At 70.7% G+C, this 13,428-nt stretch carries 9 protein-coding genes; 3 read left to right on the top strand and 6 right to left on the bottom strand.

The features are described from left to right. Positions 1 to 19: 19 nt before the first annotated feature. From IE140_RS02225 to IE140_RS02210, 4 genes are all read right to left on the bottom strand, one after another. The gene (locus IE140_RS02225) at positions 20 to 1,255 is read right to left on the bottom strand and encodes a glycoside hydrolase family 1 protein (protein WP_109179982.1); all 1,236 of its coding nucleotides are present in this window, start codon (positions 1,253 to 1,255) and stop codon (positions 20 to 22) included. 92 nt (positions 1,256 to 1,347) lie between these two features. Continuing rightward, positions 1,348 to 2,250 (bottom strand): carbohydrate ABC transporter permease, encoded by a 903-nt coding sequence (locus IE140_RS02220; RefSeq protein WP_229826667.1) that lies wholly within the window; start codon positions 2,248 to 2,250, stop codon positions 1,348 to 1,350. Then, on the bottom strand, positions 2,247 to 3,233 hold the full coding sequence (locus IE140_RS02215; protein WP_150195892.1) for a carbohydrate ABC transporter permease: 987 nt from the start codon (positions 3,231 to 3,233) through the stop codon (positions 2,247 to 2,249). The genes IE140_RS02220 and IE140_RS02215 overlap by 4 nt, the downstream gene beginning before the upstream one ends. 2 nt (positions 3,234 to 3,235) lie before the next feature. Then, complete coding sequence (locus tag IE140_RS02210) at positions 3,236 to 4,480, bottom strand: sugar ABC transporter substrate-binding protein (RefSeq protein WP_150195894.1); 1,245 nt, start codon at positions 4,478 to 4,480, stop codon at positions 3,236 to 3,238. A gap of 294 nt (positions 4,481 to 4,774) precedes the next feature. On the opposite strand from IE140_RS02210, the gene IE140_RS02205 reads away from it, so the two are divergent. Next, entirely contained in the window at positions 4,775 to 5,788 is a 1,014-nt protein-coding gene (locus tag IE140_RS02205) for an acetylxylan esterase (protein WP_189460015.1), read from the top strand. A 64-nt stretch (positions 5,789 to 5,852) separates the two neighbouring features. Here the strand turns inward: IE140_RS02205 and IE140_RS02200 are convergent, their stop codons facing one another. Both IE140_RS02200 and IE140_RS02195 read right to left on the bottom strand, forming a co-directional pair. Then, complete coding sequence (locus tag IE140_RS02200) at positions 5,853 to 7,046, bottom strand: PP2C family protein-serine/threonine phosphatase (protein WP_150196908.1); 1,194 nt, start codon at positions 7,044 to 7,046, stop codon at positions 5,853 to 5,855. A 114-nt stretch (positions 7,047 to 7,160) separates the two neighbouring features. Continuing rightward, entirely contained in the window at positions 7,161 to 8,231 is a 1,071-nt protein-coding gene (locus IE140_RS02195; protein ID WP_010072037.1) for a LacI family DNA-binding transcriptional regulator, read from the bottom strand. A gap of 462 nt (positions 8,232 to 8,693) precedes the next feature. Here IE140_RS02195 and IE140_RS02190 point away from each other — a divergent pair, with 462 nt between their 5' ends. Next, on the top strand, positions 8,694 to 11,141 hold the full coding sequence (locus tag IE140_RS02190) for an ABC transporter family substrate-binding protein (protein ID WP_150196909.1): 2,448 nt from the start codon (positions 8,694 to 8,696) through the stop codon (positions 11,139 to 11,141). Positions 11,142 to 11,539: 398 nt separating this feature from the next. Beyond that, positions 11,540 to 13,414, top strand: a complete 1,875-nt coding sequence (typA, locus tag IE140_RS02185) for a translational GTPase TypA (protein ID WP_093813030.1) — start codon at positions 11,540 to 11,542, stop codon at positions 13,412 to 13,414. Positions 13,415 to 13,428 lie beyond the last annotated feature (14 nt).

Here is a 13,428-nt window from a genome sequence, read left to right as displayed (position 1 = left end):
GCGAACGCGCGCGGGTGAATCAGGCCTGCGCGCGCGGGAGTTCGCGGGTGCGGCCCAGCGATCCCAGCCACTTCGCCGAGTCGCGCGGGGTGCGCTCGAAGGTCTCCCAGTCGATCGCGATCAGGCCGAACGTGGCCTTGTAGGTGCCCCACTCGTAGTTGTCGAGCGCGCTCCACGCCAGGTAGCCCCGGATGTCGAGGCCGTCCTGAAGCGCCGAGGCGACCTCGTTCAGCGCGCCCGTGTAGTAGTCGACGCGGCGGCTGTCGTCGGCGGTCGCGATGCCGTTCTCCGTGACGATCAGCGGGACGTCCCCGACGACCTCGGCCGTGTGGCGCAGCGCCTCGCCGACCGCGCCCGGGTAGTACTCCCACGTCGTCAGCGTCCGCTCGACGTCGTCGGCCGCCGGGATCGGTCCGTCGGGGCCGATCCGCGTACGGGTGTAGGACTGCACGCCGATCCAGTCGTCGCCGCGCGCCGCCTCGATGAAGACGTCCTCGCGCGGGTGGCGGTAGGCGGCGGTGACGTCCTCCGCGCCGGGGAGGGCCTGGTAGACCTGGTTGGCGATGGTCCAGCCGACCTGGATGCCCGCGTCCAGGGCCCGGACCTCCTTCACCGCCGCGTGGTGGGCGGCGATGACGGCCGCGGTCGTCTCGTCGTCGGGGGTGGGCAGGCCGGCGGGCGGGAAGCTGTTGTCGCCGCGCTTGGCCTGGCCCGCCATCACGGCGATCATGTTCGGCTCGTTGATCGTGCAGACGTGGGAGACCCCCTCGGAGATCACCGGGGCGCAGGCCGCCACGTACCGGGCGAACAGCTCGACCGCCCCCTCGGCCGTCCAGCCGCCGCGCGCCTCGAACCACTGCGGGACCGTGAAGTGGTGCAGGGTCACCATCGGGCGAAGGCCGCGCTCGATCGCGCCCTCCACCATCCGCCGGTAGTGGGCGAGCTGGGCGCGCGAGAAGCGGCCCTCGACCGGCTCGATACGGGCCCACTCGATGGAGAACCGGTAGTCGGTGAAGCCGAGCGAGGCCAGCAGGTCCATGTCCTCGGGCCAGCGGTGGTAGCTGTCGCAGGCGTCCAGGCTCGGCTCCGCGATGTGGGTGCCGGCAGCGTGCTCCTTGACCCACCAGTCGCAGTCGGTGTTGTTGCCCTCGATCTGGTGGGCGGCCGTGGACGCGCCCCAGAGGAAGCCCTCGGGGAACGGGACGGAGGCCGTCGGCCGGGCCGGGACCGGGTTCGGGGCAGGGGTGTTCGTCATCGCGACATGTCTTTCTGGTGGTGGTGTGGGGTGTGGCCGCGCTCGCTACGGAGTGGGATGCGGCCTTGGTGTGAAGTCGGCTGATCCGGGCGCTACTTCATGCCCGCCGTGGCGATGCCCTGCGTGAAGTGCCGTTGGAGCGCGATGAACACGACCAGCACCGGCAGCACGATCAGGAAGGCTCCGGCCATCAGCATCCCGTTGGAGCCGCCCGCCTTGTTGGGGTCGGTGGCGAAGGTCGCCAGGGCGACCGGAAGGGTGTACTTGTCGGGGTCGTTGGTCGCGATCAGCGGCCAGACGAAGTTGTTCCAGGAACCCAGGAACGTGAAGATCGACAGCGTCGCGAGGGCGGGCTTCACCAGCGGCATCACGATCCGCCAGAAGATGTACCACTCGCTCGCGCCGTCCATCCGGGCCGCCTCCAGCAGCTCGTCCGGGATCGACTGCATGAACTGGCGCATCAGGAAGACCCCGAAGGCCCCGGCGGCGAACGGCAGCACCAGACCCGCGTAGCTGTCGATCAGCTGGAGCTTGCTCATCAGCACGAACAGCGGCAGCAGCATCAGGTTGCCGGGCACCATCAGCGCACCGAGCACCAGCCCGAAGATCTTGTTGCGGCCGACGAAGTTCAGCTTCGCCAGGGCGTAGCCGAGCATCGAGCAGAAGACCAGGTTCGAGACGGTCACCAGGACCGCCACGATCACCGAGTTCATGAAGTACAGCGGCAGGTCCAGCTTGTCGAGCAGCTGCCGGAAGTTGGTCAGGGTCCACTCGGTGGGGATCCACACCGGCGGGCTGGCCGACAGCTCGCTCTGCGTCTTGAAGGCGGAGATCCCCATCCAGAGGAAGGGCGCCGACATGACCAGCAGGCCGAACGAGAGCAGGACGTAGATCAGGGGGCGGGCGGTGCTCCGCTTCGGACGGGACCCCTTGCCCGGGCTCTTGACCGGGGCGCCGCCCACGTTCTTGACCGGGGCGCTGCTGGTGGCGCTCATTTCGTGTTGTCCTTCAGCAGTCGGAGCTGGAGCACCGTGATGCCCATGATCACCACGAACAGGACGTACGCCATCGCGCTCGCGTAGCCCATGTGGAAGAAGTTGAACCCTTCGCGGTACATGTTCAGCGAGACCGTGAGGGTCGAGTCGGACGGGCCGCCCTGGGTCATCACGAACGGCTCCTCGAACACGTTGAGGTAGCCGATCGTCGTGATCACCGTGGCGTAGAGGACCGTCGGGCGCAGCAGCGGGATCGTGATGGACCGGAACTCGTGCCAGACGCTCGCGCCGTCCAGCTTCGCCGCCTCCCGCACCTCGGTGGGGATCGCCTGGAGGCCCGCGATGAACAGCACCATCACCGTTCCGACGTTCCGCCAGACCGCCATGACGATCAGCGACGGCATCGCCAGCGTCTCGGAGCCGAGGAAGTCCGGTGCGGGCCGGCCCACTTCGGAGAAGAGACCCGCGATGAGCCCGTCGCTCGGATCGAGCACGAACCGCCAGACCACGGCCACCGCGACGATGGTGGTGACCACCGGGGCGTAGAAGCCGACCCGGAAGAAGGTCCGCGCCCGGTCGATGCCGTTGTTCAGCAGGACGGCGACGACCAGCCCGATCCCGATCGTCAGCGGTACGCCGACGACCACGAAGTACCCCGTGTTGAAGAGGGACTTGAGGAACTTCTCGTCGCCGAAGAGCTCGACGTAGTTCTCGAACCCGATGAACTCCGCCTCCCACGGGCGCGTCACGTTGCGCAGCCCGAAGTCGGTGAAGCTCATCGCCAGCGTGGCGAGGATCGGGAACGCCATGAAGACGGCGAACAGGACGAGGAACGGGGTGGAGAACAGCCAGCCCGCCGCGTTCTGCATGCCCAGCGTCCGCTTGCGGCGGCCGCCGCCGCCCGGGGCGGGGGAGGGGGATGCGCCCGCCCCCGCCTTCGCGGGCCCTGCGGCCTTCTCGTTCGTGGTGGTCGAGGTGCTCATGGCTACTGCTTCACGAGGCCTTCGATCTCGGACTGCGCGGTCTTCAGCGCGTCCTCGGCGGAAGCCTTGCCCTGCGTCACCTTGGCGATGGCCTGGTCCACCTTGTCGGTGATCTCGGTCCAGTTGGCCAGGGAGGGCGAGGACTTGGCGGTGTCCATCTGCTGCTTGAAGGTCTGGAGGTCGGCGTCGTCGGCGAGCGTGCCGGACTCCCACGCGGAGGTGTTGGCGGGCAGGTCCTTCGTCCGCTCGTACCAGTCGGCCTGGCCCTTCGTGTCGGTCAGGTACTGGATGAACTCGGTGGCCGCCGCCTTGTGCTCGCTGTCCTTGGAGACGACGAGCGAGGAGCCGCCGGCCATCGAGGTGGAGGAGGCGTCCGCCGGGACGGGGGCGATGGCCCACTTGCCCTTGATCTGCGGCTGGCCCTCGTTGAGCAGCGTCACGTGCCAGGGGCCGCCGAAGAACATCGGGACCCGGCCGTTGCCGAAGTCCTTCACCACGTCGTAGCCGGGCTGGACGGACTTGTTGGACAGGCCCTTGTCGAAGTAACTGCCGTACTCCTTGAGCGCCTTGACCGCCTCCGGGCTGTCGATGACCGCCTCGCCCTCGGCGTTGACGATCTCGCCGCCCGCCGAGTACAGGAAGGAGTAGAAGTTCTGCACGGTGTCCAGGCCGCTGGGCTGGATGGACAGCCCCCACTTCGTACCGGCCTTCTTCTGGTACGCGCCCGCCAGGTCCTGGAGTTCCTTCCAGTTCGCCGGGGCCTTGCTCACGCCCGCCTTCTCGGCCAGGTCCGTGCGGTAGTAGAGGACCCGGGTGTCGACGTACCAGGGCACGCCGTACGCGGTGCCGTCCACCTCGCCCTGCTCCCAGCCCGCCGGGAAGAAGTCCTTCTTGTCGAAGACCTTGGTGTCCACCGGCTCCAGCACGCCCAGCTCGGCGAACTCGCCCATGTAACTGCCGCCCATCTGCGCCACGTCGGGCAGGGTGCCCGCCGCCGCTGCCGAGACGAGCTTCTGGTGGGCGACGTCCCAGCCGATCGGGGTCACCTTCACCGTGATGTTCGGGTTGGCCTTCTCGTAGACCTCGGCCACGTCCGCGAGCTTCTCGCCCTCGGCACCCATGGCCCACACGGTCAGCGTCTGCTTCTCGTCGGCCGCGACGTCGCCGCCGGAGGAGCCGCAGGCGGAGAGGGTCACGGCGAGGGCGAGCGCTATGCCGGCGGGAGCGGTTCTGGCGATGCGGGACATGGGAGGGCTCCTCCTTGAGCATTCCGGATGCTGCGCTGTGCGCTATGTATGCGCTGCCTGTAAGCGCATACATCACTCTGCGCCAGTCGTTCGTGAATCCGCAAGAGGGTGCTGGGTCACACTCGTGCAACGCGCCCGACATCTCTGCGTCTTGTCGCCCGACTTCTCGGCGTCCTGCTGTTGAACCGTTCGTTGAACCGTAAACGCGGTTTTTGTAGAACAACAGGCGATGTGACCGATTCGTCGCCCCCGGGGGCGGACGTTCCGTCGGTGGTCGGCGTCTACCCTCGCCGCATGGCCTCATCCGTCGCGCTCTCCCACGACTTCCCGTTCGACCCGGCCTACGGGTACGACGCGCCGGACGCGCTGCTCACCGTTCCCGTCCCGCCTGCTCCCGACGACTTCGACGCGTTCTGGCGCGAGCGGTACGCGCGAGCCCGTGCGGTGGACCCGCGGCCGGTCCTCGGTCCGGTGGAGGAGGAGCGCGACGGCGTCCGCGTGCACGGGGTCGCCTTCACCTCGGTGGGCGGAGTGCGGCTCGGCGGCTGGCTCGCCCTTCCCGCCGAGGGCCCCGTGCGGTACGGATTCGTCGTCGGGCACGGGTACGGCGGCCGCCGGGAACCCGGCCGGGACCTGCCGGCGCCGCTGCCCGGGGCCGCGACGATCCTGCCGTGCGTACGGGGCATGGGGGAGCGGGGGCGGGTGGCCGGCATTTCGGACGTGGCCGACGCGCATGTCCTGCACGGCATCGGCTCCCGTGCCTCGTACGTCATCGGGGACTGCGCGGCCGACCTGTGGTGCGCCGCCTCCGCGCTCACAACGCTGGTGCCGGAGCTGGCGTCGGCGGGCCTCCTGGGCGGGCCCCGCCTCGGCTACCTCGGCGAGAGCTTCGGCGGCGGGCTCGGGGCGCTCGCGCTGCCGTGGGACGACCGCTTCGGCGCGGCCCAGCTCACCGTGCCCACCTTCGGGAACCACCCGCTGCGGCTGACCCTGCCCTGCGCGGGCAGCGGCGAGGCGGTCCGGGCGCACCACCGCGGGCACCCCGAGGTCACGGAGGTCCTGCGCTACTTCGACGCGGCGACGGCGGCGACCCGGCTGACGCTGCCCACGCTGGTCGCGGCCGCGCTGTTCGACCCGTCGGTGCCGCCGCCGGGGCAGTTCGCCGTACACAACGCGCTGGCCGGTGAGCGCGAGCTCCAGGTGCTGACGGCGGGGCACTTCGCGTACCGGGGGATGGCGGCCGAGGCGGCGGAGCTGGACGCGCGGCGGACGCGGTTCTTCGGGGAGCGGCTGGGGGCGGCGGCCTGAGGTGCCGGGGCCCGGGAGGGCGGGCCGGGTGCGGCTCAGGTGCCGGGTGCCGCCCGGCGCGGGCTCAGGCCTCCGGTTCGCGGGACGTGCTCCGGGGGCCGCGCCAGTCCAGGCACAGGACGGTGGCGTCGTCCTTGGGCGGGCGGCCGTCGTAGGCGTCGGCGACCGCGGTGACGAGCGTGCGGACGACCTCACGCGGGTGCTCGGCGGCGGTCCGGAGCAGTATGTCGGGCAGATCGACCGAGGCCGATTCCCGTTCCTGCACGCCGTCGGTGTACAGCAGGAGCCGGTCTCCGGGGCGCAGGTCCAGTTCCTGGATCTCGTACGGGCCCTGGGGTGGAAAGCCGAAGGGCATGTCGACCCGCGGGGCGAGCACCCCGACCGAGCCGTCGCGCAGCCGGAGCGGCGCGGGGTGGCCCGCGTTGACGAACTGGGCGCGGCCGCCGTCCAGGGCGATGCGGAGCAACTGTCCGGTGGCGAAAGTGCTGTTCCCGTGGTCGAGGAGGGCCTGGTGCATCTGGCGGGCCTGTTCGGCGAGCTCCTCCCCGGCGCGGCGGGCGCCACGCGAGGCGTTCACCACGAGGGTGGCGATCAGCGAGGCGTTGACGTCGTGGCCCATGGCGTCGGTGACGGACAGGTGGAGGTCGTTGCTGTCGAGGCTGTAGTCGTAGGTGTCCCCGGCGATGTCCGCGGCCGGGACCAGAGCCCCGGCGAGGGCGAACTCCGCCGCGTCGCAGGAGGCGGCGGACGGGAGCAGCTGACGCTGGATCTCCGCCGCCAGGCTGACCGGCGTGGTGCGGTTCCCCCAGTGGTAGAGATCGGTGAAGCGGCGGTCGGTCACGATGATGTACGCCAGTGCGTGCGCCGCGTCCTCGATCTGTGCCAGCACCTCTTCGGTGACGGCGTCGAGGAACAGCTCCAGCACGCCGATGACGTCACCGCGGTTGGTCACCGGGGCGAGGATGCGCTGACCCCGCCCGTTCTGGTCCTCCTGCACCACCTTCTGGGAACGCAGCACCTTGTCGTAGATGCCGCTGCCCTCCAGCGGAACCCTCTCGGTCCGGCCCTCGCGGGAGGTGCCGGACATGTCGTTGACCCGCAGCAGGCGGCTGCCGACCAGGTCCACGAAGAGGAATGACACATACCGCGCACCGAACCGCGCGCGCAGATCGCGTGCCACGACATCGAGCGAGTGCACCGGCGCGGCATTCCGCGCTGCCGTCAGTACAGCGGCCAGTCCCGTTCTGTCGCTCACCACAGCCTCCTCAGCCTCCTGGGGTGGGCAGTGCTTGTGCCCGCGCAGCCCCGGATCAGCGCCCTGTGTGAGAAACGCGGCTTATATGTGCGTACAAAAGCACCCAAAGTACCCGGGTCAGCCGCAGCCGCAGCTCGCCCTCCGGGTCACCGAGACCGGCAGCTCCAGGGAGACCGGGGCGCGGCCCGGGTCGGCCAGGCGTTGGACCAGGAGCTCGACCGCCTCCTCGCCCAGCTGCCGGATCGGCTGGCGGACGGTCGTCAGGGGCGGGCGCACGATCCGGCTCAGCGGGATCCCGTCGAACCCGGTCACGGCGATGTCCTCGGGCACCCGCACCCCGCGCCGCTCCAGTGCCTGGAGTGCCCCGACCGCCATCTGGTCGTTGGCGAACAGCATCGCCTCCGGCCGCTCCACCCCCGTACCCTCCGACCGGTCCAGCAGGGCGTCCGCCGCCAGCGCGCCCTCGGCCTGCGTCATCATCCCGGCGCGCACCTCCGGCCGGGAGGGCACCGGAAGGCCCGCGTCCCGGCACGCCTCCTGGAAGCCCCGGAACCGGGCCTGGGCGTCCGGCGACTCCTCCTCGGCGCCGACGAACGCCAGGCGGCGCAGCCCGTGGTCCTCGATCAGGTGGCGGGTCAGCTCGCGCTCGCCCTCGGTGTTGGCCACCACGATGTGGTCCAGGTGGTCGATCTCGCGGGGCCCGGCGAGCATCACCACCGGCAGCCGGCGCGATATCACCTCCAGGTCCGCGGTCGGCACGGTCCTGGCCAGTACGGCGAAGCCGTCGACCCGCCCGGCGACCTTCGCCACCAGGCTCTCCGGGCCGCCGTCCAGCGAGGCCGCGATCAGCAGGGCGTAGCCGTGCCGCCGGGCCGCCCGCTCCATGCCCCGGATGATCTGGTCGGAGTAGAGCATGACGGCCTGGTCGTCGTCCGCGTCGCTCGCCGCCGCCGCGGACTCGGCGTCCGGGTCCGCGTAGTCGGGGAAGCACAGCCCGAGCACGCCCGTCGTCCGGCTGGCCAGCCCCCGGGCGCTGCCGCTCGGCACGTACCCCAGCTCGCGGGCCGCCTCCATGACCTTCTCGCGGGTCTGGGCGCGTACGGAATCGGGGTTCCGGTAGACCCGGGAGACCGTGGCAATGGAGACGCCCGACCGCTCGGCGACGTCGTACACCGTGGGGGCGCTCAATGGACCCACCGTCCGTCCGCTTCTTCTTCCGCAGCCCCGCGACCGCCGGTCGCGGGTGCGGATGTGCTGGTACCGGCCCGGTGGTCTGCGCGCCGGGCATGCGTCCACGGGGCTCGTGAAAGCGCATTCACCCTAGGTCCTGGGCCGCGCGAGGGGCAAGGTCGCCCGGGTCACGCCGGCTGCCCCTCCGGTGCTGTCGGGGCTGCCTCTCCGGTGCCGGGGCGGGCCGTGCGGGGCTCTGCGGGGCCCTGCGGGGGATGCCCGTCGGCCGGGGCGGACGGAACGTTCCTCCGGCCGGGTGAGCTTGCGGCTCCCGGCCGTCGTGTCTGCGCCCCCTCGCGCGAGGGGGCGTTTTCAGTGGGCGGAAGGAATCAGTGTGATCAACTGCAAATGCCACCACATACGCACTATCCGGTCCATTCCGGTACGGGGTGGTCCGGGCCGGCCCCGGAGGTATCAGCCATGTCCCACGTCGGCGTCCCGCGCGGGACGGTTCGAAAGCGCCGATCGCTCGCGCTCCTCACGGCGGGGGTGCTCACGATCCCCGTGCTGGCGGGGTGCAGCTCCGGCGACGAGGAGACCGCCCGGGGGGTCCCCCAGGACATCGCGCCCGCCGCCCGCGAGGCGGTCGCCGACGGTTCCACGGTGAACTGGGCGGTCGACGCGCTGCCCGCCACCTTCAACGCCTTCCAGGCGGACGCGGACAGCGCCACCACCCGGATCACCGGAGCCCTGCTCCCGACCCTCTTCCCGATGGACCGGACGGGGCAGCCGAAGCTCAACCCGGACTACCTGGAGTCCGCGAAGGTCATCGAGCGCGAGCCCAAGCAGGTCGTGCTCTACAAGCTCAACCAGCAGGCGGTGTGGAGCGACGGCCGGGAGATCGGGGCCCCCGACTTCGTCGCCCAGTGGCGGGCGCTGAGGGGCAAGGACTCCGCGTTCTGGACCGCCCGCAACGCCGGTTACGAGCGCATCGAGAAGATCGAACGGGGCGCCGACGACCTCCAGGTGCGGGTCACGTTCTCCAAGCCGTACGCCGACTGGCGCGCGCTGTTCTCGCCGCTCTACCCGAAGGAGATCACCGGGTCGCCGGACGCCTTCAACGACGGCGCGCGCACCACCCTGAAGAACACCGCCGGACCCTTCGTCCTGCGCAGCGTGAGCAAGTCCAAGGGCACCGTCACGCTGGCCCGCAACCCGCGCTGGTGGGGCGACCGGGCCAAGCTGGACACCCTCGTCTTCCGGGCGGTCGCCGCGAAGGACCGTACGCAGGCGCTCGCCGACGGCACGGTGGACGTCGCCGACATCGACGCGGCCACCGCCGACCGCATCACGCTCGCCCGCCGCGACCGGGGCAACAACGGTCAGCCCCTCAACCACGGCCCGGGCTCCGAGATCACGCCCGCCCAGGCCCTGCGCTCGTGGGCCCAGGCGCACGGTTCCGACGAGGACGCGGCGGAGATCGCGCAGGCCGCCCGGGAGAAGAACCGCAAGGCCGTCGTCGTGTACGCCGCCGAGCAGAAGGCGCTGCGCGACTTCGCCGTCCGCAAGTCCCTGGAGCCCGCCTACACCCAGCTCGCGCTGAACGGCGAGTCCGGCCCGCTCGCCGACGACCGGGTCCGCCGGGCCGTGGCCCGCGCCCTGGACCGCGAGGAGCTGGCCCGGACCGTGCTGGGGCCGCTGGGCCTCCCGGCCAAGCCCCTCGGCAGCCACCTCGCTCTCGCCGGGCAGCCCGGCTACAAGGACGGCAGCGGGGCGCTCGGCGAGCAGAACACCAAGGAGGCCCAGGCCCTGCTGGCGGACGCCGGCTGGACCCGGGGCGGCGCGGCCGAGCCGCCCAAGGACACCAAGGCGGGCAGCGAGGCGGAGAAGAAGGACGGCAAGGACGGCAAGGACGCCGGGGCCGACGCGGAGAAGAAGACCACCGACGACGCCGAGGCGGACAAGGACAGCGAAGAGGAAACCGACAAGGACAGCACCGACAAGGCCGACAAGGACAGCGCCGACAACGAGGCCGCCGCCGAGCGCAAGAAGGCCGACCAGGCCTCCGCCGACCGCGACTCCGAGGACAGCGCCGCCTCCCGCGACGAGGGCCTCTACATCGTCGGCGACGACAACAAGCCCGGCGCCCCCGCTCCCGCCACCGTGGGCAGCGCCTCCGCCGTCCACGTCCTGGCCCCCGCCCGGACCGCCGCCGTGCAGGGCACCGCCCTGCTCCGCCAGGCCGGGCTCCTCGGTGAGGACGGTGCCGTCGCCGCCACGGACAAGCAGCCCGGGGGAGCGGCCGGGGCGTACGCCCCCGTCGGCACCGCCGCCCCGGCACCCGCCGCGGCCAAGGGGCAGCTCGGCAAGGACGGCAAGACGCTGACCCTGCGCTTCGTGCTCCCCTCCGGGCCCGGCTCCCAGTCGCTGCGCAGCGTCGGCGACAAGATCGCCGTGATGCTGGAGAAGATCGGCATCGGCACGGAGATCACCAAGGTCCCCGACGAGAGCTACTTCAAGGACCACATCGCCTCCGGCGCGTACGATCTGGCCCTCTACTCCTGGCCCGCCACCGCCTACCCGGCCACCGACGGACGCCCGATCTACGCCAAGCCGGAGCCCGCCACCGACGGCTCGCTCCTCGTGGAGCAGAACTACACCCGGGTCGGCACCGACCACATCGACCAGCTCTTCGACAAGGCCGCCGCCGAGCTGGACGAGAAGGCCGCCCGGGAGCTGATGAAGCAGGCGGACGCCAGGATCTGGGCCGCGGCCGGATCGATTCCGCTCTTCCAGCGCCCGCAGCTCGTCGCGGTCGACAAGAAGCTCGCGAACGTCGGGGCGTTCGGCTTCGCCGCCCCCCGGTACCAGGACATCGGGTTCAAGAACCGGCAAGCAGCAGGTTCCCCCGCAGACCGCAAGAAGTAGCGGGTAAGTACCACACCCTCCCGCCGCCAAGCTCAGATGCACCTCAAAACCCTTGCCCGCCGGTTCGCCCGGCGGGCAGTGTGGTTTCTGCCCTGACCCGGGCCGTTCGTCGCTTCACCTCTCCTCACCTCCCCCACGTAGCTGCACCGGCTCCACTGCGGCCCGTCGCAGTGACCCTCGCATTTCGGCCACCCACTGGCCCGGCAGTTCCTTGACACCGGCTGAATATCGCCTGAATCACACGGGAAGACCGCCTCGGCGGATCGGCCCGGGAAGCCCGGCGCGCCCGGGGCCCGTACGATGGGACGAGCCGTGGCGTGCCGCCCGGCGGGCGTACGAGGACTCGAAGACCGACTGAGACGCCTGATCCCACGATCCGAGAGAAGCGCAAGCCACCCATGCCCACGCGCCACGACATCCGTAACGTAGCCATCGTCGCCCACGTCGACCACGGCAAGACCACGCTGGTCGACGCCATGCTCAAGCAGGCCGGCTCCTTCGCCGCGCACGCTGCCGAGTCGCTCGACGACCGCATGATGGACTCGAACGACCTGGAGCGTGAGAAGGGCATCACGATCCTCGCCAAGAACACGGCGGTGAAGTATCACCCCAAGGACGGCGGGGACCCGATCACGATCAACATCATCGACACCCCCGGCCACGCCGACTTCGGTGGCGAGGTCGAGCGTGGTCTGTCGATGGTGGACGCCGTCGTGCTGCTCGTCGACGCCTCCGAGGGCCCGCTGCCCCAGACCCGCTTCGTGCTGCGCAAGGCGCTGGCCGCGCGGATGCCGGTCATCCTCTGCATCAACAAGACGGACCGCCCCGACTCCCGGATCGCCGAGGTCGTCGACGAGACGTACGACCTGTTCCTGGACCTGGACGCGGACGAGGACCAGATCGAGTTCCCGATCGTCTACGCCTGCGCCCGTGACGGCGTCGCCTCGCTGACCAAGCCCGAGGACGGCACCGTCCCGCAGGACAGCGACAGCCTGGAGCCGTTCTTCAACACGATCCTGGCGCACGTGCCGGCCCCCGAGTTCGACGAGGCCGCCCCGCTCCAGGCCCACGTCACCAACCTGGACGCCGACAACTTCCTCGGCCGTATCGCGCTCTGCCGCGTCGAGCAGGGCGAGCTGCGCAAGGGCCAGACCGTCACCTGGATCAAGCGTGACGGCACCATGTCCAACGTCCGCATCACCGAGCTGCTGATGACCGAGGCGCTCACCCGCAAGCCCGCCGAGGTCGCCGGCCCCGGTGACATCTGCGCCATCGCGGGCATCCCGGACATCATGATCGGCGAGACCCTGGCCGACCCCGAGAACCCGATCGCGCTGCCGCTGATCACGGTCGACGAGCCCGCCATCTCGATGACCATCGGCACCAACACCTCGCCGCTCGTCGGCAAGGGCGGCAAGGGCCACAAGGTCACCGCCCGCCAGGTGAAGGACCGCCTGGACCGCGAGCTCATCGGTAACGTCTCGCTCCGCGTCCTGGACACCGAGCGCCCCGACGCCTGGGAGGTCCAGGGCCGCGGTGAGCTGGCGCTCGCCATCCTGGTCGAGCAGATGCGCCGCGAGGGCTTCGAGCTGACCGTCGGCAAGCCCGAGGTCGTCACCAAGCAGGTCGACGGCAAGACGTACGAGCCGATCGAGCGCATGACGATCGACTCCCCCGAGGAGCACCTCGGCGCCATCACCCAGCTCATGGCGACCCGCAAGGGCCGCATGGAGACCATGACGAACCACGGCTCCGGCTGGGTCCGCATGGAGTGGATCGTCCCGTCCCGCGGCCTCATCGGCTTCCGTACGGAGTTCCTGACCCAGACCCGCGGCACCGGCATCGCGCACTCCATCTTCGAGGGCCACGAGCCGTGGTTCGGCGAGCTGCGCACCCGCCACAACGGTTCGCTGGTCGCCGACCGCGCGGGCTCGGTCACGCCGTTCGCGATGGTCAACCTCCAGGAGCGCGGTGTCATCTTCACCGAGGCCGGCACCGAGGTGTACGAGGGCATGATCATCGGCGAGAACTCCCGCGCCGACGACATGGACGTGAACATCACCAAGGAGAAGAAGCTCACCAACATGCGTGCGGCCTCCGCGGACACCACCGAGAACGTGGTCCCGGCCCGCAAGCTGTCGCTGGAGCAGTCCCTGGAGTTCTGCCGCGAGGACGAGTGCATCGAGGTGACCCCGGAGACCGTGCGTATCCGCAAGGTCGTCCTGGACCAGCGCGAGCGCAGCCGCGCCGCCTCGCGCGCCAAGCACGGCTGACCCGGGGCCGGTTG

This window comes from Streptomyces parvus, from assembly GCF_014648875.1.
GTDB lineage: Bacteria > Actinomycetota > Actinomycetes > Streptomycetales > Streptomycetaceae > Streptomyces > Streptomyces parvus.
Note: the sequence above shows the minus strand (reverse complement) of the source record. Positions and strands in the feature narration are given on the sequence as shown.

Coding starts and splice junctions, on each gene's coding strand:
- IE140_RS02225 (WP_109179982.1), bottom strand. CDS start 1,255: ATGACGAACACCCCTGCCCCGAACCCGGTCCCGGCCCGGCCGACGGCC.
- IE140_RS02215 (WP_150195892.1), bottom strand. CDS start 3,233: ATGAGCACCTCGACCACCACGAACGAGAAGGCCGCAGGGCCCGCGAAG.
- IE140_RS02190 (WP_150196909.1), top strand. CDS start 8,694: ATGTCCCACGTCGGCGTCCCGCGCGGGACGGTTCGAAAGCGCCGATCG.
- IE140_RS02220 (WP_229826667.1), bottom strand. CDS start 2,250: ATGAGCGCCACCAGCAGCGCCCCGGTCAAGAACGTGGGCGGCGCCCCG.
- typA (WP_093813030.1), top strand. CDS start 11,540: ATGCCCACGCGCCACGACATCCGTAACGTAGCCATCGTCGCCCACGTC.
- IE140_RS02205 (WP_189460015.1), top strand. CDS start 4,775: ATGGCCTCATCCGTCGCGCTCTCCCACGACTTCCCGTTCGACCCGGCC.
- IE140_RS02210 (WP_150195894.1), bottom strand. CDS start 4,480: ATGTCCCGCATCGCCAGAACCGCTCCCGCCGGCATAGCGCTCGCCCTC.